Origin of the sequence: Flammeovirga sp. SJP92, from assembly GCF_001583495.1 — a bacterium.
GTDB lineage: Bacteria > Bacteroidota > Bacteroidia > Cytophagales > Flammeovirgaceae > Flammeovirga.
This window is the reverse complement of the sequence record NZ_LQAQ01000044.1, coordinates 45235-66911: the sequence shown is the minus strand read 5'-3', so window position 1 is coordinate 66911 and position 21677 is coordinate 45235. Positions and strand designations below refer to the sequence as shown.

The following is a 21677-nucleotide window of genomic DNA, read 5'->3' as shown; positions in this document are numbered from 1 at the left end:
TAGAATAAGTGGATTGCAAGATTTTTATAAATCTAATAAAAGTGAACAAGATAATTATTCACTTTGTTATTGTGGATTGTAAAGAAAACTTATGATTTGATCAATCAAACCATCCTCTTCTCCAGAACACCCACAATTCAGTAATAGCAATAATTACAATCACAATTAAAAAGACAAAATACCCATTCACCATATTGAGTTCGGGCATATTGACAAAGTTCATCCCATAAATGCCCGTTAATAGCGTTAGGGGAACAAATATGGCTTGAATGATTGTTAGCGTATTCAGTTTTTTATTGCTTCTTTCTTGTAATAAAAGCTGATAATGAGATTGTACTCCTTTTATATTTTCCTCTAAACGACTGGTTAGGTCCAATATAAAACCATAGTTTTTAATCGTTCTTCCAATCTCATCATCAATACGAACCACTCCATCTGCCCACCTTAATTTTGGTATAGCTTGCAAAGCAATATATTGGTCTTCAACAATATTAGAAAGGTTATGAACATTATCTTTTACATCAATAATATCTGAGATATCCAATTCCTCTGGGGCCTCATCTAACTTTTTAGAAAGATCATCCACCTCATTTCTAGCTTTCTGAATGTGATTTGCAGTTTTCTTCAATACATAACTCACCATAAAGTAGACCAAATAATTAAGATCAATATTTAAATCAAAGGGGTTGTTATTTAAGGAATTGATCAGTCCTGTAAATATCTGATTCGACTGATGTACTATTGTTACCAACAAACCTGGGCGAATCATCAAAGTGAGTGTTTCCTTTACATAAATATTTTCAGAATTTGAAATAGGTAAATTCAAGACCATTGCTTCAGAAGATAAGCGAAGATTATGTAACTTAGAAGGCTTTACAAAGTCTTTTAATATCAATTCATCAAAATCATGTTCTTCTAAAATAGGCACGATTTCCTGCCTGTCATCTACCTTTATTTCTAACCAATGATCTACATTTTCATCAAGATCATCGGGAGTATTATCATATTCTACTTTTGAAATGTGGTGTTTATCAATTTGGTATAAATTTCTGATCATACTGAAAGCTTCTTTTCATTTGGTTTATAATAAAATATATTACAAAATTCTTTATGTTACTACAAATCAAATCTTATTTCTTTGATACAGATAAGTATTTTAATGCTCTTTTACTCACTGACTTCCTTTCATCTTTGGATAATCTCTCTAAATGTGGAATAAGCCATTCTTCTAATTCAGCATTCTTTATTGACCATTTAAAAAGCGTTTCCATTGTCTGATTCAATACGATCCAATCGTTATGATCCTCTAAATTATTTTTCATAATAACTATCGCATTTTTCTTTTGTTGATCCGAAAGCTCTTTTTCTAGTAAAAGGAATAGCTGTGCAAAGGTCCATTGTGTTGACGCTTGATCAATTTTTGATATTTCAGTAATAAATCGATCTACATAAGGAATTAAATAGGTTTTGTCTACTTTACAAATCCTTTTCATAGCATTAGAAGTCCTTAACCTAACCACTTCATCATCACTAAAATAGCAATTGAAAAGTTCATCAAACAAGTCTCTTTCTTGCAATACTTCTTCAACGATTTCAACAGTATTTCCGAGGGAGTTTGGGTGTCCTCCTTTTAGTCTTTCTTCAAAGTTTCTCATGTTTTTGGATTTAATGTAAATGATTATTTCTTACGGTCAGATAAAGGTGAAATGCCAAATTTCCTTCTGTAGTGTTTAGCAAAATGAGAGGAATCAGTATATCCAATTTGATCTGATATTTCTGTCATATTTAATTCCGTGAACTTTACTAACCTCCTTGCCTCAATTAGTCTTTCATTAATCACAAATTGATGGGGTGATGTGCCAAATACTTCTTTAAAATTGGTTCTTAACACACCTATGTTGATCCCAAATTTTTCACTCAATTCGGTAATTGGTGGTGGTTCCATTAAGTTTTCGATTAATAAATCCTTGATTTTAAAGATCTCAACTAATTTTTCATCTGATAATTGAATGCTTTTTTGATTGGCTCTATTTTTAAATAATTGAATCAACAGATAAGTCATTAACTCAACGGACCTTGATAAAGTCAATCCATATTTCCCTTCAATACCTTTTTGTATTACTATAATATCTTTGAGTAATCGTTCCATTTCCAAATCCAATGATTCATGAATCATCCAATCTTTTGGATTTTCTATAAAATTAGATATTAAATCCCATCGATCATTGCACAACTTCTTGATAAACTGCCTTGTAATCCTAAAAGTAACTCCTTTTAACTCCTGATCTTTTAAGACTTTTGTAGGTACACTTTTTTTAGAATTATAAATGACAACATTTGCGTGATTCCCCTTCCCCACTTTCATCTGATTGTAAATTACTTCTGTTTCAAGAAAGAATCGAAATGTAATGCAATCAAAGTCCTTTTGATTATCTACAAAGTGAAAGTCCTCTTTGAATGACATATCGAAAACTAATATTTGGAATTCATGGTCAAAATCATCGTACCACCACAAATCTATTTCCCCTTGTTTTCCCTTTCCCCAAAAGTGATTGTTGTTATGCTGATGTTCTTCATAATACTTCAGGTTATCGAGAATACTGGATGCGGTAATTTTTTTACCAAATGAAAAAGAATGAGTACCCATAGTTGTAATCGTTTTATACCGAAATATAATGTTTTTACAACAATAATTTGAGGATTAATCCCTGACATTTGTATCACGATATGAAAATAGTAAACATAAATCATTATGAAACAAGTCAATTTACTTACCCTATTATTATGCCTTATGGTCTATAATAACACCTTTGCTCAAGTGAAAAATAATATATCAGCTGATCAAGCAAGAGAATTATCCAAAGAAGCCTTCGAGTTTGGTTTTCCAGCTGTATTTATTCAAAATCAATATCATGTCAATAGTTATGCAACTAAACCAGAGGGTTTTAAAGCACCCATTAATCAGTTTGCTCATAGCAGGGAGTTTGTTGATGCGAGTAACAGACAATACGTAGGCAATAATGTGGATGTTTTAGCCTCATCTGCAAGTATAGATTTGTCTGAAGAACCCCTTGTGATCACAATTCCTGAAATGGGAGATCGATTTTGGTTAATGCAATTTATCAATACTTGGAATGAAGTACCAGCAGTTCCAAGTTCCAGAACACATGGAGGAAAAGCAAGAACGTTCGTAGTTGCTGGCCCTGAATGGGAAGGAGATGTTCCTACTGAAATGGAGCTATTGAAAGTAAATACAGAAACTACTCTCATAGTATTGAGATTATACTGTAGCGGTAAATCTGATTACAAGGAAGTGAATGCCATTCAAGATCAAATTAATATTACTCCATTAAGTCAATGGGGGAAAAATTACGTTGCTCCTTCTTATGTCGCTCTAAAGGAAAACTTTGATGGAGATAGAGATGTCAATGAAATCGTAATGTCGATGTCTGCAGAAGAGTTTTTTAATTCATTGAACAAAGTACTTTTAAAAAATTCAGCTTATGATGCCGATCAATCCTTCATGGAGAAAATTGCTGTACTTGGTATCATTCCAGGTGAAGATTTCACATTTGACAATTACACTAAAGAAGTACAAGAGGCAATTAATCAAGGTGTAATTGATGCTAAACGAGCCATTGGAGCAAGAGTTAAAAACTTAGGTGAGCTTAAGAACAATTGGATCTTGACTTACGATATGGGACGTTTTGGTACAGATTACAATTATAGAGCTGCATGGACTTTAATTGGTGTGGGAGGCAATTTATTAGAAGATGCCTTTTACCCTACAACTATCATTGATGAAGACGGTGAAATGTTTGATACAAATAAACATGCTTACCAAATCACATTCACAAAAGAGGAACTTCCTCCCGTTAAGTCATTCTGGTCATTAACAATGTATGATATTCAAAGCTATTTGGTCCCTAATGATCTCAATAAATATACAGTCGGTGATCGAAGTAACTTGCAATACAACGAAGATGGATCTTTAACGATTTACATGCAAAAAGATCGTCCATCAGAAGAGAAAGTTTCCAATTGGTTACCAGCACCTGAGGGAGCATTTAGAATAGCTTTAAGATTATATACTCCTGAAGAGCAAGTAATCAAAGGAAATTGGATTCCACCAGTAGTTCAAAAAATCAAATAAACATAACTTCTAGACACAATAACATGAAAAATCTAAACAGAATAGTTTTAAGCTTTTTATCCTTATTACTAATCATACAAAGCACTTTTGCTTCTCCTGTAAAAGATAACGATCAAGTTACACCTGATGAAGCGAAGAGTATAGCTAAAGAAGCCTACATTTTTGGATTACCCGTTTTATTATGGGAAAAGCAGTTTCAAAGAATTACATATACCACTGCTCCAAAAGGTTTAATGGCTCCAATGGGACAATTTGGTCATAGCAGACAATTTGTTGATGCGAGTAATAAAATGGTAGTTGGATTTAATGTAGACAACCTTTATTCTTTTGCAGGATTAGACCTTGAAGAAGAACCTTTTATCTTATCGGTTCCTGAAGTAAAAGATAGATATTGGATCATGCAGATATTAAATGCATGGAATGATGTAGTTGCCGGCCCTGGAGTTAGAACCCATGGTGAAAAAGGCGGAGATTTCTTAATCGCGGGCCCTAATTGGAATGGTACTGTTCCTAACGGAGTAGAGTTGATCCGTTCTAATACAAATATCACTTGTATTGGTGGCCGTCTATATAGTAGCGGTGAAGAAGATTACACTATTGTAAATGCCATCCAAAATGAAATTACACTTACTCCGTTGTCTGCTTGGGGAAGTAACTATACTCCTCCTACGGAAGTTGCATTAGCGGATATTGAATTTCCTAAAGATGTCAATGAAAGTGTTCAGAATATGTCTGCTGAAGAATTCTTCTCTAACCTGAATAGATTATTAGAAGGAAACTTACCTTATGCTGAAGACCAAGAGATCATTGAAAGACTAAAAAGGTTAAATATCGAAGCAGGTAAAGAATTCTCTTTCAATGATTTTAGTGAGGAGATACAAAATGCAATAAATGCTGGTTTTGAGAAGGGACACCAAGAGCTTGAAGAAATAATAGCTAACCTTGGAACAATCAAAAACGGTTGGACTTTAACTTATGATATGGGGCGCTACGGGACAGATTACGCACTAAGAGCTGGTTGGTCATATATCGGATTAGGTGGTAATGTTATTGAAGATGCCTTTTATCCTGTGACAAGAGTTGATCAAAACGGTGAAGATTTGACTGGTGAACATCAATACGAGTTAACATTTGCTCATGATGAACTTCCTCCTGCGAATGCATTTTGGTCAGTGACAATGTACGACGAAGATCAATATTTAGTAGATAATGAATTGGATCGTTATGCATTAAGCAACAAAAATGAGTTGAAGTACAATGAAGATGGTTCTTTAACTATTTATATACAAAATGATAAGCCAACCGAGGATAAACTATCAAATTGGTTACCTGCTCCCAAAGATGGAATTAGAGTAACATTAAGGCTTTATTCGCCTCATGAAAAAGTAGGAAATGGAACTTGGATTCCTCCAACCATCATGAAAGTCAATTAATTAAAAAGGAGTGTTTCTAAACTAAGAAACACTCCTTTGCTTTTTTATTTAAACACGAAGATTAAACATCAAAACGATCAGCATTCATCACTTTCTCCCAAGCTTTCACGAAGTCTTGAGCAAAAGCCACTGTATTGTCATCTTGAGCATAATATTCACAATATGATCTTAAAATCGAGTTTGAACCAAATACAATATCAACTTGTGTGGCCGTCCAATCAATCTCTCCTGATGAACGATTGACGATATGATACAAGTTGTGTCCAGCCGGTTTCCAATTGTATTTCATATCCGTCAAATTCACAAAGAAATCAGTGCTTAACTTTCCAACATTCTTTGTAAAAACACCGTGTTTTGTATTGCCATGATTGGTACCCAATACACGTAAGCCACCGATTAAAACGGTCATTTCAGGTGCTGTAAGTCCCAATAATTGCGCTCTATCCAAAAGCATTTCTTCTGGTTTTACTGCATACTCCTTTTTCAGCCAGTTTCTAAAACCATCATGTACAGGCTCTAATACTGAGAATGAATCAGCATCTGTCATATCATCTGTTGCATCACCTCTGCCAGCAATAAAACTCGCTTTGATCGAAGGGTCCACTTCTTGTGCGGCTTTTTCTACTGCTGCAGTTCCTCCAAGAACAATCAAATCGGCTATGCTTACATCCTTAGAGAAGGCTGATTTGATTTCCTCTAATTTAGAAAGCACTTTCTGTAGACATTCAGGCTCGTTGCCTTCCCAATCTTTTTGAGGAGCCAAACGAATTCGACCGCCATTTGCTCCTCCTCTAAAATCAGAACCTCTAAAAGTACGAGCACTGTCCCAAGCTGTACTGATTAATTCTTGAGAAGTCAATCCAGAATTTAATATCTGTGATTTAAGATCTTCCACTTCAGCGTCAGTGAGTGTATAATCAACCGAAGGAATTGGATCTTGCCAGATTAAATCTTCAGCAGGCACATCAGCACCAAGGTATCTTGATTTAGGTCCTAAATCTCTATGCGTTAATTTGAACCATGCTCTAGCAAAAACATCTTCAAAATAAGCAGGATCATTCATGAATTTCTCAGATATTTTGCGGTATTCAGGATCGACCTTCATTGCCATATCTGCATCCGTCATAATCGGGTTTCGCTTTACATTAGGATCAAAAGCATCAACAGGTTTATCTTCGTCTTTCATATTTACAGGCTCCCATTGATTTGCTCCGGCAGGACTCTTTCTTAATTCCCAATCATGATTGAGTAAAAGGTGGAAATAAGTGTGATTCCATTTGTTTGGAGTAGTAGTCCAAGCACCTTCCAAACCACTTGTCACAGCATCTGCCCCGCTCCCTTTTCCTTTAGGGTTTATCCAACCCAAACCTTGTTCATATACTTCTGCACCTTCAGGTTCAGGCCCTAAAACCGAAGCATCACCATTACCATGTGCTTTCCCTACTGTATGTCCGCCTGCAGTTAATGCTACCGTTTCTTCATCGTTCATTGCCATTCTGCCAAATGTAGTACGAACGTCATGAGCAGTTCTTTGAGGATCAGATTGTCCACCTACTCCCTCAGGGTTTACATAGATCAACCCCATTACAACAGCGGCTAATGGGTTTTCTAAAGAATCACTATCGTCATTATCACCATAACGGTTATTTCCTAGCCATTCTTTTTCATTTCCCCAGTAAATATCTTTTTCAGGGTGCCATATATCTTCTCTTCCTCCGGCAAATCCAAAGGTTTTGAATCCCATAGATTCATAAGCCATATTACCTGCTAGGATAAATAAATCGGCCCAAGAGATTTTATTGCCATATTTCTTTTTTACGGGCCAAAGCAATCTTCTTGCCTTATCAAGGTTAGCATTATCAGGCCAACTGTTCAATGGGGCAAAACGTTGGTTACCCGTGTTACTACCACCACGTCCGTCAGAAGTCCTGTAAGTACCTGCTGCGTGCCAAGCCATTCGGATCATTAGACCACCATAATGCCCCCAATCAGCAGGCCACCAGTCTTGACTGTCCGTCATTAAGGCTTTAAGGTCTGTTTTCAAAGCTTCCAAATCCAATTTCTTGAATTCTTCTGCATAATTAAAAGGTGTTCCGTAAGGTGTGCTTTTTGTGTCGTGTTGGTGAAGGATATCTAAATTAAGGGTTTTAGGCCACCATTCTTGCACATTGTGCTGTGTTTGAGAATTTGTCCCTTGATGAAAAGGACATTTGCTTTCGTCTGTGAAATTCATAATTGAGTCCAGGGTTGTTGTGTTGCTCTTGCAAATTAATCAGCTTAAATAGCAAATACTATGGAACTGACGTAATTAAGTTATTTCATTTTTATCAGAAAAACAATGATAATTTAATAACTACAATAGGAACTTATTACTTTATTAAAAGTTTTCATAATTGTAATTTAATTTTGACATGAAAAACATGTATACATCTTATAATTAGAACATAAAGTACAAACTCAAAATTATCTAATACTAACTTTTTGTTTTGTGATTACTGCCTTCAAAAAACTTTTAATAGTACTACTATTAATACGTTTTTTAGCGTTGTACTCACAAAAAATAAATTAGAATTAACTATAATTTATTTTTGACTTAGTACTTAGAAAGAAGATTAATACAACAAAGAAGGTTACCTTTATACAGATAATACATTTTAGAGTATCACTTGTAAAAGATAACCTAGTAGTAAAAAATGTTAGTCACTATTGGTTTCGGTTTTGCTTTTGGCTAAGCTGGTATATTGAAATAAAACGTTGTACCTTGATTTAAATGTGAATCGAGCCATATATTCCCCCCATGGAGGTCTACAATCTTTCTACAATGTGCTAACCCAATACCTGTACCTTCAAATTCACAAGCTGGGTGTAAACGTTGAAAAATGGCAAAGATTCTTTCTTTATATTTTTGTTCGATACCAATGCCATTATCTTTTACAAAAAAGATCCACTGATTGGTTTCTAAAGTTGCTCCTATTTTAATAACAGGAGTAGTGTTTTCACCTTGAAACTTTATTGCATTACTGATTAAGTTTTGAAATAATAATCTTAATTCTGTTTCGTACCCTTTGATCTTAGGCAGGTCATTAATCAATAATTGTGTATTGGTCTTTGTAATCAAAGCATCAATATCAGATCGAACATCTTCAAGCACTAAATTACAATCTACTTTTTCCAAGTTTAAATTATGACCTATTCTACCATAATCAAGCAATGCCTTTACTAGTGCACTCATTCTATTGCTTGCCTGAGTGATGAAATCTAAATATTTATCAGCCTTTTCATCTATCGCCCCTTTATACTGTTTATTTAAAAGTAAACTAAAGCTATTAATTGTATTCAAGGGTTCTTGCAAATCATGACTTGCTACATAATTGAATTGTTCTAACTCCTTATTTTTGATTTCAAGTTTAGTAGTATAAACTCTCATTTTATGATCAAGAATACGATGCTTGACCACAATAAAATAAATCATCCAAACTGCCAATAATGAAATACCTCTGTTCACAAAAGCCATCCAAGTGGTTCGATCATCGAAAGTGATCACAGGAATTATAGCAGTTAATAAGGTAGCAAGTACAGAAAACCTCAAGGTTACCTTTACTTTCTCTCTTATTAATAATGCAATACAGCATACATAAAGAACACCTACAGCTACCCCCAATGGAATTACTAAATCAATGATAAACACTGTAAACATTAGTAATGTACATTGGATAATAGGGCTTTCTAAATAATACCTCATACAAATAATTCATCATCTATTCTAAGCTCACTTTTCAAAGTTTTTTTAAAGCTCAAAATAATCGTTGTTTTTTGGGTTACAAGTTACTAAGCGTCTTGGCTACAATCGAATGAGTAATAGAATGTAATTTTCGTTAATTCTTTCACGATATATTTGAAGATAACATTGAATACTAGATATTCCTAATTTTCACCAACTAACTATTGTACAATTCATAAAGGTTCTTTAATTACTCTTTCTTTGTATTGAAATAATCCTAAAAGAGGGCTTTTTTCACTGTTTTGTTTAAAATAAAAAATAATTACAGCGATATAGTCGCATTTTGAGGAGCTTTTATTGAGTATGATTAAACAAAAAAATAGAGTATCGAAAATAACTCTACAAGTATTTTATTATAAATTTATTAGAATAATTCAATTTATTAAATTGACTTTCTCTTGATTTTAGTAATTAGGATGTAAGTTATAATTCAGAATAATATAAAAACAGCTCATAAAATGAATTATGAGCTGTTTTAATTATATTAAAGGCAGTTTCAACAAATTACTTTGTTTTTTCAGCTACCCAATTTTTAGCATTTACAAATGCCTCGATCCAAGGTGATACCTCATCAGTTCTGTCTGATGGATAGTGTGCCCAGTTCCAAGGGAAAATTGCTCTTTCTAAGTGAGGCATCATTACTAAATGACGACCGTCTTCAGAAGCTAACGCTGCAGTATTGTAATCAGATCCGTTAGGGTTGGCAGGGTAAGAAGTATAACCGTATTTACCTACGATATTGTATTTCTCCTCTGCATAAGGGAAGTTGAATTTACCTTCACCATGTGCAATCCAAACACCTAAACGAGTATCTGCTAATGAGTTCAACATTACAGTGTTGTTTTCAGGAATCACCATATTTACGAAACCTGACTCAAATTTATGAGAGTTGTTATGCAACATCTTAGGTTTTTCATCATGACCTTTCGTCACTAAACCTAATTCAACCATCAATTGACATCCGTTACAAACACCTAAACTCAATGTATCTTCTCTAGCGTAGAAGTTATCTAAAGCTTGTTTTGCTTTCTCATTGTATAAGAATGCTCCAGCCCATCCTTTTGCTGATCCTAATACGTCTGAGTTAGAGAAACCACCTACGAAAACGATAAAGTTTACGTCAGTTAAATCTTCTCTCCCTGAGATCAAGTCAGTCATATGAACGTCTTTCACATCAAAACCAGCTAAGTGCATAGAGTAAGCCATTTCTCTATCACCATTCACACCTTTCTCACGGATGATTGCCGCTTTGATTCCAGAACGCTCTTTACGATCAGGGTTGATACCCAATGAAGAAAGCTTTCCTTCAAATCCTTCAGGGAATGAATAATGTAATGGAGCATTTTTGTAGCTCTCATAACGCTCTTTCGCTAATTCCTCACCACTTTGCTTTTGATCTAATAAGTAGGAAGTTTTCGACCAAACGTCTCTTAACTCTTCTGTATTAAATGCCAAAGTAGTTCCGTTGTAAGTCACTTCAGTTTGAGCACCTTCTACAGCTTGACCGATTACGTGGTAAGTAACACCCGCTTCTTTCATTACTGATTCTAAAGCTGCTTCGTCTTCCACTTGGAAGATTACTGAAGGAGTTTCAGAGAACAATACATTTGTCAAGTCCGCAGTAGAGATTGCTGATAAATCTACTTTGTACGCTACGTTTTGCTCAGGGAAAGTCATTTCCAATAAAGCAGTAATTAAACCACCTGCTGAAACGTCATGACCTGAAACTACGTTACCTGCTTTAATTGAAGTTTGAATTGCTTCGAAACCGTTCTTAAAGAAATCAGGTTTTGTTACTGTAGAAACTTTATCACCTACTTTATTTAATACCTGCGCTAATGATGAACCACCTAATTCATGACCACCTTGTGCAAGGTCTACATAAACCAATGATTTACCTACTTTAGCTACTGGCTCAACTACGTTTTTCAAATCGTCTACCTCACCTACTGTAGAAATAATCACAGTACCTGGAGAGTACACTTTTTCGTCACCGTACTTTTGCGTCATCGAAAGTGAATCTTTACCCGTTGGGATATTCACTCCTAATGCTACCGCAAAATCAGAACAAGCTTCCACCGCATCGTATAAACGAGCATCTTCACCTTCGTTCTTACAAGGCCACATCCAGTTCGCTGATAATGAAACATTACCTAAACCGTGTGCCAATGGTGCCCATACTAAGTTGGTTAATGACTCCGCAATTGCGTTGATTGAACCTGCAGCAGGATCGATCAATGCGGCTACTGGTGAATGACCAATTGTTGTAGCGATACCTGCTTTTCCTCTGTAATCACAAGCCATCACTGAAACGTTGTTCAATGGTAACTGAAGACTACCTGCTGTTTGTTGTTTTGCTACACGACCTGTTACAGAACGGTCCACTTTGTTCGTTAACCAATCTTTTGAAGCAACAGATTCTAACTGCAATACATCATTTAAGTACTCATGTACTTTTGAAGCTTCCACTTCAACAGCGGAGAAATTAGGAGCTACTTTTGTATCCTTCATGATTGTTTTTGGTGCTTTACCAAACATATAATCTAAAGGCATATCAATAGGAGCATTCCCTGTAGTTGTGTCTTTAAAAGTGAATTGCATATCGCCTGTCGTCTCACCTACTACGTAGAAAGGAGCACGCTCACGCTCAGAAACTCTCTTTAAAGTCTCAATATTTTTCTCGTTGATGACTAATCCCATTCTTTCTTGAGATTCGTTACCCACGATTTCTTTATTCGATAACGTTGGATCACCTACTGGCAATTTGTCCACATCGATCTGTGCTCCTGTTTCTTCTACTAATTCAGAAAGACAGTTCAAGTGACCACCTGCACCGTGATCGTGAATCAATACAATTGGGTTTTCGTCCGCCTCTGACATTGCACGAACCGCATTGTATACACGCTTCTGCATTTCAGGGTTTGAACGTTGGATTGCATTTAATTCAATAGAGTTAGAGAACTCACCTGTTGCTACAGAAGAAACGGCTCCACCGCCCATTCCGATACGGTAGTTATCACCACCCATCACAACAACTTTGTCACCTTTCTCTGGAGTATCTTTTAAGGCATCTCTTCTCTTACCGTATCCGATACCACCTGCCATCATGATTACTTTGTCGAAGCCATGTTTTTTAGCTTCTTCCTCATGCTCGAAAGTAAGTACAGAACCAGCAATAAGTGGCATACCGAATTTGTTACCAAAATCAGATGCACCGTTTGATGCTTTAATTAAGATTTCCATTGGAGTTTGATAAAGCCATGGTCTCTCAGCCATACCTTTTTCCCACTGACGGTTTTCTTCTAATCTTGAGTAAGAAGTCATATAAACCGCAGTACCTGCCAATGGCATAGAACCTTTACCACCTGCCATACGATCTCTGATTTCACCACCAGCGCCTGTAGCGGCACCGTTAAATGGTTCAACCGTAGTTGGGAAGTTGTGTGTCTCTGCTTTTAAAGAGATCACTGATTCGAAATCTTTCGTTTCAAAGAAATCCGGTTTGTCTTGCGTTGCTGGAGCAAATTGCTCTGCTACAGGACCTTTAATAAATGCTACGTTGTCTTTGTAAGCAGATACTAAGTTATCTGGAGTTTCGTCAGAAGTTTTACGGATCAATTGGAATAACGAAGTAGGTTTTTCCTCTCCATCAATCACAAAAATACCGTTAAAGATTTTGTGTCTACAGTGCTCTGAGTTTACTTGAGCGAAGCCATAAACTTCAGAATCTGTTAAAGGACGGTTTAATTTTTCACTTACTTCTTTTAAGTAAGTAACCTCGTCCTCACTCAATGCCAATCCCTCCTCTTCATTATAAGAAGCGATATCTTCGATATGACGAATTGGTTCTGGCTCTACATCAATTGTGTAGATCGAACCGTCTAATCCTTCATACAAAGCTTGTAGCATTGGATCAAAATCCGCAGATTTTTCAGATTCAACGTGAAGGAATTCCTCGATACGGATTATTCCCTCAATACCCATATTTTGAGTAATTTCAACTGCGTTTGTACTCCAAGGAGTTAACATTTCTTTGCGTGGTCCTACGTACCAGCCGTCCAAAGATGTTTTTTCTGACAATTTCGCATTGCCAAATAACCAAGAAAGTTTTTCTAGATTTTCTTTTGAAAGTGCCTGACCGGCGTGTACTGCAAATACATTGTCTGTATTGCCTTGGAAAAAGAGTACCATTTTGCCCAATTGATTTTTCAGAAGCCCAATAATGCCCCCAAAAGTAAGGGTTAATTTGCGATTTCTACACATTTGGACAAAAAAGTCACTAAAAAATTAAGTTAATATGAAGTTTTAGGTCTATTTAATAAAAAAATACATCCATTTACGAGGAAACGGATGTATTATTAACCTTCATTTATTATCGTTACTAAGTAATTAGTGTACTTTCAACTAATTTAGAACAATATCTACATTAGCAATTGATACTGCTTTTTCAGATTCTAAAAAGCGTATCAATTTGAAATTATCATTGGCAGGGTCTTTAATATCTTGTAAATATTGATTGGTGAAATGCTCAGCATGAACAATATTTCCATTGATATCTTTCCATTTAATAAATACGCCATTGATGGCTTTATCAGACTTCATTATTTCTCCTTGTAATACTAAAGCCGCTTTTCTTTCGAAAATTTTGATAATGTTGTCATTCACTCTAAAATAACTGTTATTGTATTCAGCATTTAGGAAGTGTACATCAGGTTTAAACTCGGTGGTTCTGATTTCTACCGTTTCGGCAGTATAAGGTATTGTTGTCACAACAATATCTGAAAATGATAAATAAGCTAGTGCAGTAAAAATAATTGCTCCAAAAGAACAGGCGACTATCAGTGTTTTAAGAGATTCTTTCTCAATGACTCTTCTTTGTCTTTCTTCCTTTTTTAAAGAACTCAATAATTGTAATGCTTTTTCGTCAAGAGGATTAACCTCTAGGCATTTGTTAGCAAAGCTGATAGATAGGTCTCTGTCTTCTTTTCTTTCTTCCTCGTAGTACTTGTTAGCATAACAAGAAGAAATCATAAATAGGGTTTTTGAATCAAAAGGGTTAATTGTAAGTGCTTGATCAAGTTCGAAAATTGCATCGTCCCAATTTTTGTATTTATGATATCCGATTGCCCTTGCTAAATGCGAAGAAAAAAGGTCCTGTAATTTTACCCACTCCCTATCTGTCACTCCAATTTCTTTTGCTGCAGCTTTCAGATCGCTTTGGGTAATTACGTTAGCACGACTTTCTTTTATTTCATAAATCCGTTGGATAAACCTGGATAAATGATCTGAACTCATTATAGTATCTCGCATAAGGATCGTTTTGGGTATTAGTAACGTACTTTATCTAAATAAATATAAACATTGTAGCGATGAGTTAATAATTATCTTATTGAACTTGCTTCTTCAATGAATTATATTCTTAGAATAGTATAATTTTCTTGCCGTAATTTATATTTCTAACAAAGAATGAAGAAAATTTATCCCTAATATTCTATTTTTGATAAAATTTAATGGAATTAATCAATTTTAATTATGGATCTATCTCCCATCAATGATTTACCTGAAAAAGGAGAAAAAATATTTCAAGTTTGGAAAAGGTATGCCAAAGAACACTTCCCCTATACTGACTTGTATATTGAAGATCTTAAAAATGACATCCTTCAGGCACTCGCAAAATCACTGAAAGATATTGAAAGAAAAGGGTATCATAAACATAGAGAAAAGAAGAGCTGGGTTGTGGGTGTTTTTATGGAAATCTTAGCTAAAAACATCAACCAATACTGGCATAACATTTTCATTATCAGAGATAACAAAGATTTTAGTGGCTTACTTTGGTTGAAAGCAATGTTGACACATTTAAGTGAAAGTCAACAAGGACAAATTGAAGTCAACCGTATTTACAAGCACTTATTGGATAAGCATTATCCTTTTGATCAATATGATGTTCCTTCAAGTGAAGAGGCCGATCAAAATAATCTTATTGCAGATTTAAATTATCAATCTAACTGGACTGAGTCTGAGCAGTATCTCACTTCATTATTGAAAGACAGGTTGGCTGTGACAATAGATAATAGAGGTCCAAGGCTCATTACAGCTGAGAAATTATATGATATTTTTTCAGTAGATGAAATCTATAATTTCACAGAGTTGAATCTATACATCTAAGTATAAATACCATGTATTCAATACTTTGCAACACTAAAGATAAATTCTTTTGATTGTATATTTTGAAATTAAAATAAAAATAATCTAACTTTGTGTCATCATCAAGAATCCTTGAATGGATACCAACCGAGTATAATCCACGGTGGTAAAAACGATGTGGTCCGTAGGAAGGACAAAAACCTACCCCCACTTAATTTTCACGTTTTTTCTTGATGTCATTCAATGATTATTCACTTTATAATCTGAAAAAAATGACATTAAAAGAAGAATTCTACACTCAGAAAGTCAAAGAACTTTCAACACTACGTAACGAAGCATTAATTGATACATTCAATGCTGAAGTTGGAAATACCACTTGGAGTAATCCAAGAGGAGAGTTTCTTGGTGCCCTCAATGATGAAATCAGTAAAAGAAATTTTAAGGATGACCGTTTGATCATAAAAAACGGAAGACTCTCTATCAAAAGGAGAGTAAAACTAATTGATAATCAACTTTCAACCCTTTAATTTTCTATTACCATGAGTTTAGCACAAGACATTTACATCCAATTCGTAGATCATTATTCAACTTTAGATGATCAGTCTCTAGTTCGAATTTTCAAAAAAGTGGGACATAAGGTTTCTCACCACAATCAAAGTCTAATTGCCGCTCTAAAAGATGTTTTAGAAGCAAGAGGATTAGTGGTCGCATAATTTATTCCTTTTTGGGGAGGAACATACCGTTCCTCCCTATTTGTTGAATATCATTATAAAAAAGGAGCTAACGTTACCATAGACCTGAAAATTATTCTTCATTCAACTTTACTTCACAAGTTTTGATCAATTTATTTCTTTACTTTTTTAATCACTTAACCAATATCTTTTATTCTTAATTCAAGACAATCATATTGATAATTTTACAATTGTCTATATTCAACCTACATATTTACAACACCTGATTTTATAAATACAAATAGCCATGAGATCAGCTTATCTTCTTTTTATTTTTACTATTTATTGTACTCAACAATCTTTTGCTCAAACTACATTTACTCCAAATCAAGAAGAATATTTGTCGCTTGAAGATTGGAAAAATGAGGAGAATTGGACCTATGTTGAAGGTGATAAAAATAATAACTGGCCTTCTGATAAGGATGTCATACTTGTTAATAACACAAAGCTCAAGCTTGAATATTTAAAAATTGACTTTGATCTTGATGAAATCAGCAGTCAGCTTACCTACGCTTTAATCAGACAAAACTTTCGTTTAGAAATCGGTAAAAATGGAAGTGCCTCTTTCAAGATTGTATTACAAGGTAATGTCACTACTGGCTTTGATGTTGATGGTGAGTTAAACATAAAAGAAGGTGTTGCTTTTGATGGTAGCCTTATCAAGTTCAATGTAAACGGTACATTGAACGTTGAAAATGATCTTACCTTTAACAATGCAAATAATCAATTTGTTGTAAATGAAGGAGGTGTTTCCAAGATTGGAGGAGATTTGAACTCATTGAATGGCGGAAACAGTACTTATTATTCAGATGGTGAACTTGTCATTGATGGTGATTTTAGAAATGAAGGCAAAGCAATATTAGAAATTGGAGAACATGGAAACGGTCGTATCAAAGGCAATGTCACTTCTGATAACGGTGGTGGTGGAACAATAAATGTTTACGGCATTTTACTCATTGAACAGTCTGTCGATTTTTTTGGAAAAGAAACAATTTACGTAGACGAAACAGGTTGTTTGATCATATCCGGAAATGTTTTTCTGACCTGTAACAAAAATATCAACCCCACTATAAATGGTAAACTTCAGTTTGGACCAGACACCAAGTGTACGATTAGTGACGATAGTAAATGCAGAGAAAATTCCCCTAATAATCAAATCTGTAAATTGATCAATGAAGAAGACCTCCCTGTTGAATTAACTCAGTTTTATGGTGTCGCCTCCTCGGGACGAAATACGTTATATTGGGAAACTGCTACTGAAATCAATAATAAACACTTTGAAATCCAGAACTCTGTAAACAATGACTTGTGGGTTACAATAGATACTGTAAAAGGAGCCGGAAATATTAGTACGCCCACATCTTATTCTTATGTCGATTCCATATCTCTTCTCCCTTATTACCGTTTAAAACAAGTTGATTTTGATGGAAATTCTACAATCTACGGCCCGATCAATATCTCGAACAATAGTGGGCAAATTTCTGCCAGAATGTATCCTAATGTTGTTACCAAAGGAACAAACATCAAGATTGAAATATTTGGTGTAAAAACGAATCAAACTGTAAAAGCTTTTATTATTTCATCAAGTGGTAAAATTATGGATGAAATAATACTAACTGTAGACCTTGAAGGTGATTTTATTACGAGTTACACCTTACCGCAATCTCCACCTGTTGGAATCTATGTTTTTAGAGTTATTACTGTTGATGAAGCAGTGGATATGAAATTTTATGTTTATTGATTTCACAACAAATTATATTATAGGTATTTCTCCATCATCTCTTTATGTTTCTTAAATACTTTTACTTTTTGCTTCCTCTCCTCTATCAAATCGGCTCTATTTAAAACAATCTCTTCTTCACAAACAGGAGGGTTGCCACAAGCCAATTTTTTCTCCCCATTTATTTCCACTAAACAGGAGTTACAAGTTCCAAATTGTCTTAAAGTTCTGTAACAAGGTGCTGTAATGCTTTTTTTTGCACTTCTAATAGTATCTACCAATGTCTTATCCCGATCATTAATTTCAACTTTCTCGCCATCAATCCATAAAAATTTCATTTCACAAAAATATACTAAAAAATGGAAATAAAACTTCAAAATAATTAATCATTTGAATAGTTATTACATACTTACATATTTTATAAAACGGTTATTTAACTATTACATTAATTCATATAATCGATTAAATATATATTAAATGAATATTTAATATATCATAGGATATTTACTTCAATATAGTTTATCAAAATAAAACCCTCACTGTGACCTTAACAAAAACGGATAGTGAGGATTTTATTATTTTAAAAATATTAAATATTGAAAAGTTTTAATTCAATAGAAGAAAATTTAAACTATTAGATTGATATTAAACAACACCTCCAAAACACAGGTATTTGATTTCTAGAAAGTCATCCATTCCATATTTTGATCCCTCTCTCCCATTACCACTTTCTTTAATACCACCAAAAGGAGCAACTGCGGTAGAGATCATTCCAGTATTAATGCCTACCATTCCATATTCTAGACTTTCGGCTACCTTCCAAATTCTCTTCATATTATTACCATAAAAATAGGATGCCAAACCATATTCAGTATTATTGGCGGCTTTAATTACTTCTTCGTCTGTTTCGAATTTAAAAATAGGAGCAACAGGACCAAAGATTTCTTCGTGTGCAAGTTTCATTTCAGAAGTTGCGCCACTAATAATAACTGGAGGGTAAAGCGTATTGGGTTTTGATTCACTTTTCGCACCTAATATTATTTTTCCTCCTTTACTTAGGGCATCATCAATCAAATGATTCACCTTACTTACCGCTTTCGAATTAATTAAAGGTCCAATTTCAACACCTTCATCCAATCCATTTCCTACTTTCAATAGACGAACTTGCTTGGTAAATTTATCAACAAATGCTTCATAAATTCCATCTTGAACATAAATTCTATTAGCACAAACACAAGTCTGTCCAGCATTTCTATATTTTGATGCAATTGCTCCCTGTACAGCATCTTCTAAGTCTGCATCATCAAAAACGATAAAAGGAGCATTTCCTCCCAATTCAAGAGATACTTTCTTCACAGTATCAGCAGATTGACGCATAAGTTGCTTCCCAACAGCTGTTGAACCTGTAAAAGATAATTTCTTAATGATTGGACTATCAGTCAAAACCTGCCCTACTTTTGATGCGTTTGTTGTTGTGATGATATTGAAGACTCCTTTTGGTATGCCAGCTTGCTCTGCTAAAACCGCTAAAGCTAATGCTGATAATGGCGTTTCTTCTGAAGGCTTTATGATTACAGAACAACCTGCTGCTAATGCGGGAGCAACTTTTCTTGTAATCATCGCATTTGGAAAATTCCATGGTGTGATAGCCACCACTACACCAATTGGTTGTTTAATGACAACTATTCTTTTATCCTCCCCATGACCAGGAATAACGTCTCCATAAACTCTACGGGCTTCTTCAGCAAACCATTCTACAAATGAAGCCCCATACTTAATTTCTCCTAAAGCTTCAGCTAATGGTTTACCTTGTTCAGCAGTTAAAATCTTCGCTAAGTCCTCCGCATTTTCTAATTGAAGTTCATACCATTTTCTAAGAATTGAAGCTCTTTCAGCAACCGTTTTATTTTTCCATTCTTGAAAAGCGTGATTTGCCGTATCTACTACCAAGGGTATATCTTCTACCTCTAAATCAGCCACATCTGCTAGTTTTTCTTGATTAAATGGATTGGTAACTTCAAAAGTGTGACTGTTTTTTGCTTTCACCCAATCTCCATTAATATATGCCTTGTCCTTTAATAAGGATGTGTTTTCTAAATTAATCATTCTCGAATTTAAGAATTAATGAGTAAAGTTTGTTTATAATGACCGTAAAGATTTATGCATTACTATTTATCTAAAAGTGGTCATAAGGATCTGCCCCACTTCTTCTACTTTCAATTATTTTATATAAATTATTAGTTGCAACTTGCAACTTATATGTATTATACTTCAACAATACAATAGTATTATAAAAGGTAGTTATATAATTCTACATTCAATACTTAAACTATTGTCAAAAAAAAACTATTATTTAGGTAGTTATCACTCTTTATGACCTTTACTATTGAAAAAGCTATTACCATTTTTAAATAAGTATCCATTTATCACCACCTATTCACTAACAGTTTCAGAGTTGTTATTTGGATACATCCTTCTATTTTTTATTACAAGGGAATATAGTGCAGAAGATGTGGGTTTATGGTTTATATTTTTCTCTATTTTTAATTTTTCAATCAACATTAGAGAAGGTGTTACCTATGTAGCTTTAGTAAAATTTTCATCTGGTAAAGAAAATGAAAAAGCTTACCAAACCTATAAAACGGTAATTATAGCAATACTTATCATTGAAACGTGTATTGGTTTACTGATTGTACTGACAGGGTTTCTTGATATTTTTCCCGACATTTCTTATTTCTTGATGGTCTACCCTATCTTTTCCATCACAAACAATTGTTTGAAGTGGGTTGAGAATATACATAAGAGTAGACATACCCTTTACAGGGCAGTCATCATTAATCTTATTTCATTAACCCTATTAGGACTGGGACTTTACTATGTTCATTATAATGCTTTAAATATACAAGAGCTTGTACTTGTGATTGTAGCAGTCTATGGTATTTCTTTCTTGATTGCCTTAACCACTATTCCATTTAAAGCCATATTTTTAAGTCCTTTTGATAAAAAGACATTTAAGGAAATAATGCATTATGCTAAACAAGGTACTTTGAAAGCATTGTTTGGGACAGCTTCATCAAAAATGACACTTTTCCTTTCTGCAGGAATAATTTCTTTAAAAATCACGGCCATGCTCGGTCTGGCACAACGTTACTTAGTAATTATTCTTTCCATCTCCAATGCAATTCAGCTGAGCTTCTATCCTAAAATTGTAGAGCTTTATGAAAGAGGTGATATGGAAGAATTTAAAAAATACTTTCTCCAAACACTTGGCAAAGTATATTTGATTATTCTACCCATATCAATTGGCTTTTTAGTTCTGATTAAACCCTTTATTGTTTTACTGCATGGAGATCAATATTCTGATTCATTTCACTTACTTGTCATATTAGTAATTACCTCTTTATTTGCTCCATTAGGTGCCTTTTTTGCAAGTTATACTAATGCCAAAGGTAAGCCTCAGTTGAGTACCAATATAGTTGTCATGAATAGTATTATCTTGATTGTTCTTTCTTATTTCATGGTTGCTTATATGGGCGAAATTGGAACTGTGTTACCTGCATTAGTAACTGAGATTATTGGGGCTGTAGTAATTTTCATCTTCTATTTAAGAAATGAGAATGTAAACCTATTAAAAATAATACCATTAATGCGACTAGAAGCAATCAACTTATTCTATCAATTCAGAAATAAGATATTACGAAATGCTTGAGATAAA

General features: G+C 34.3%; 16 protein-coding genes and 1 riboswitch. Of the genes, 7 read left to right on the top strand and 9 right to left on the bottom strand.

The genetic code is table 11. From position 1 onward, the window contains the following. Window positions 1-100 precede the first annotated feature (100 nt). The 3 genes from AVL50_RS11590 to AVL50_RS11580 form a co-directional block, all read right to left on the bottom strand. Window positions 101-1057, bottom strand: coding sequence for a magnesium transporter CorA family protein (locus tag AVL50_RS11590; protein WP_062616668.1), 957 nt, complete (start codon window positions 1055-1057; stop codon window positions 101-103). Between the two features lie 73 nt (window positions 1058-1130). Beyond that, entirely contained in the window at window positions 1131-1655 is a 525-nt protein-coding gene (locus tag AVL50_RS11585) for a hypothetical protein (RefSeq protein WP_062616667.1), read from the bottom strand. A gap of 23 nt (window positions 1656-1678) precedes the next feature. Continuing rightward, a complete protein-coding gene (locus tag AVL50_RS11580) occupies window positions 1679-2647 on the bottom strand; it encodes a helix-turn-helix domain-containing protein (RefSeq protein ID WP_062616666.1) in 969 nt (322 codons plus the stop codon). 105 nt (window positions 2648-2752) lie between these two features. Here AVL50_RS11580 and AVL50_RS11575 point away from each other — a divergent pair, with 105 nt between their 5' ends. Together AVL50_RS11575 and AVL50_RS11570 are read left to right on the top strand one after the other, a co-directional pair. Next, complete coding sequence (locus tag AVL50_RS11575) at window positions 2753-4153, top strand: DUF1254 domain-containing protein (RefSeq protein ID WP_082795768.1); 1401 nt, start codon at window positions 2753-2755, stop codon at window positions 4151-4153. Between the two features lie 23 nt (window positions 4154-4176). Then, window positions 4177-5586: a DUF1254 domain-containing protein gene (locus AVL50_RS11570; protein ID WP_062616664.1), complete on the top strand. Its 1410-nt coding sequence runs from the start codon at window positions 4177-4179 to the stop codon at window positions 5584-5586. A gap of 61 nt (window positions 5587-5647) precedes the next feature. On the opposite strand, the gene katG is transcribed toward AVL50_RS11570, so the two are convergent. From katG to AVL50_RS11550, 4 genes are all read right to left on the bottom strand, one after another. Beyond that, window positions 5648-7819, bottom strand: a complete 2172-nt coding sequence (gene katG, locus AVL50_RS11565; RefSeq protein WP_062616663.1) for a catalase/peroxidase HPI — start codon at window positions 7817-7819, stop codon at window positions 5648-5650. Between the two features lie 495 nt (window positions 7820-8314). After that, window positions 8315-9328, bottom strand: a complete 1014-nt coding sequence (locus AVL50_RS11560) for an ATP-binding protein (protein ID WP_082795767.1) — start codon at window positions 9326-9328, stop codon at window positions 8315-8317. A 543-nt stretch (window positions 9329-9871) separates the two neighbouring features. Continuing rightward, window positions 9872-13558, bottom strand: coding sequence for a phosphoribosylformylglycinamidine synthase (gene purL, locus AVL50_RS11555; protein ID WP_062616675.1), 3687 nt, complete (start codon window positions 13556-13558; stop codon window positions 9872-9874). A gap of 213 nt (window positions 13559-13771) precedes the next feature. After that, window positions 13772-14677, bottom strand: a complete 906-nt coding sequence (locus AVL50_RS11550; RefSeq protein ID WP_157491289.1) for a hypothetical protein — start codon at window positions 14675-14677, stop codon at window positions 13772-13774. Window positions 14678-14899: 222 nt separating this feature from the next. Here AVL50_RS11550 and AVL50_RS11545 point away from each other — a divergent pair, with 222 nt between their 5' ends. The 4 genes from AVL50_RS11545 (at window position 14900) to AVL50_RS11535 (ending at window position 17983) form a co-directional block, all read left to right on the top strand. Further along, entirely contained in the window at window positions 14900-15532 is a 633-nt protein-coding gene (locus tag AVL50_RS11545) for a hypothetical protein (protein ID WP_062616660.1), read from the top strand. Window positions 15533-15625: 93 nt separating this feature from the next. Beyond that, a riboswitch (SAM-I-IV-variant riboswitch) is annotated at window positions 15626-15722 on the top strand. Window positions 15723-15783: 61 nt separating this feature from the next. Beyond that, window positions 15784-16038, top strand: coding sequence for a hypothetical protein (locus AVL50_RS11540; protein ID WP_157491288.1), 255 nt, complete (start codon window positions 15784-15786; stop codon window positions 16036-16038). Window positions 16039-16050: 12 nt separating this feature from the next. Next, window positions 16051-16224, top strand: a complete 174-nt coding sequence (locus AVL50_RS32970) for a hypothetical protein (protein ID WP_157491287.1) — start codon at window positions 16051-16053, stop codon at window positions 16222-16224. 265 nt (window positions 16225-16489) lie between these two features. After that, window positions 16490-17983: a hypothetical protein gene (locus AVL50_RS11535; protein ID WP_062616658.1), complete on the top strand. Its 1494-nt coding sequence runs from the start codon at window positions 16490-16492 to the stop codon at window positions 17981-17983. A gap of 17 nt (window positions 17984-18000) precedes the next feature. Here AVL50_RS11535 and AVL50_RS11530 read toward each other — a convergent pair whose 3' ends face one another. Then, window positions 18001-18300 carry a 2Fe-2S iron-sulfur cluster-binding protein gene (locus AVL50_RS11530; RefSeq protein ID WP_062616657.1) on the bottom strand — a complete coding sequence of 100 codons (300 nt, stop codon included), beginning with the start codon at window positions 18298-18300 and terminating at the stop codon, window positions 18001-18003. A 307-nt stretch (window positions 18301-18607) separates the two neighbouring features. Then, window positions 18608-20068: an NAD-dependent succinate-semialdehyde dehydrogenase gene (locus AVL50_RS11525; RefSeq protein WP_062616656.1), complete on the bottom strand. Its 1461-nt coding sequence runs from the start codon at window positions 20066-20068 to the stop codon at window positions 18608-18610. Between the two features lie 280 nt (window positions 20069-20348). Here AVL50_RS11525 and AVL50_RS11520 point away from each other — a divergent pair, with 280 nt between their 5' ends. Then, entirely contained in the window at window positions 20349-21671 is a 1323-nt protein-coding gene (locus tag AVL50_RS11520) for a lipopolysaccharide biosynthesis protein (protein ID WP_062616655.1), read from the top strand. The last annotated feature ends 6 nt before the right edge of the window (window positions 21672-21677 follow it).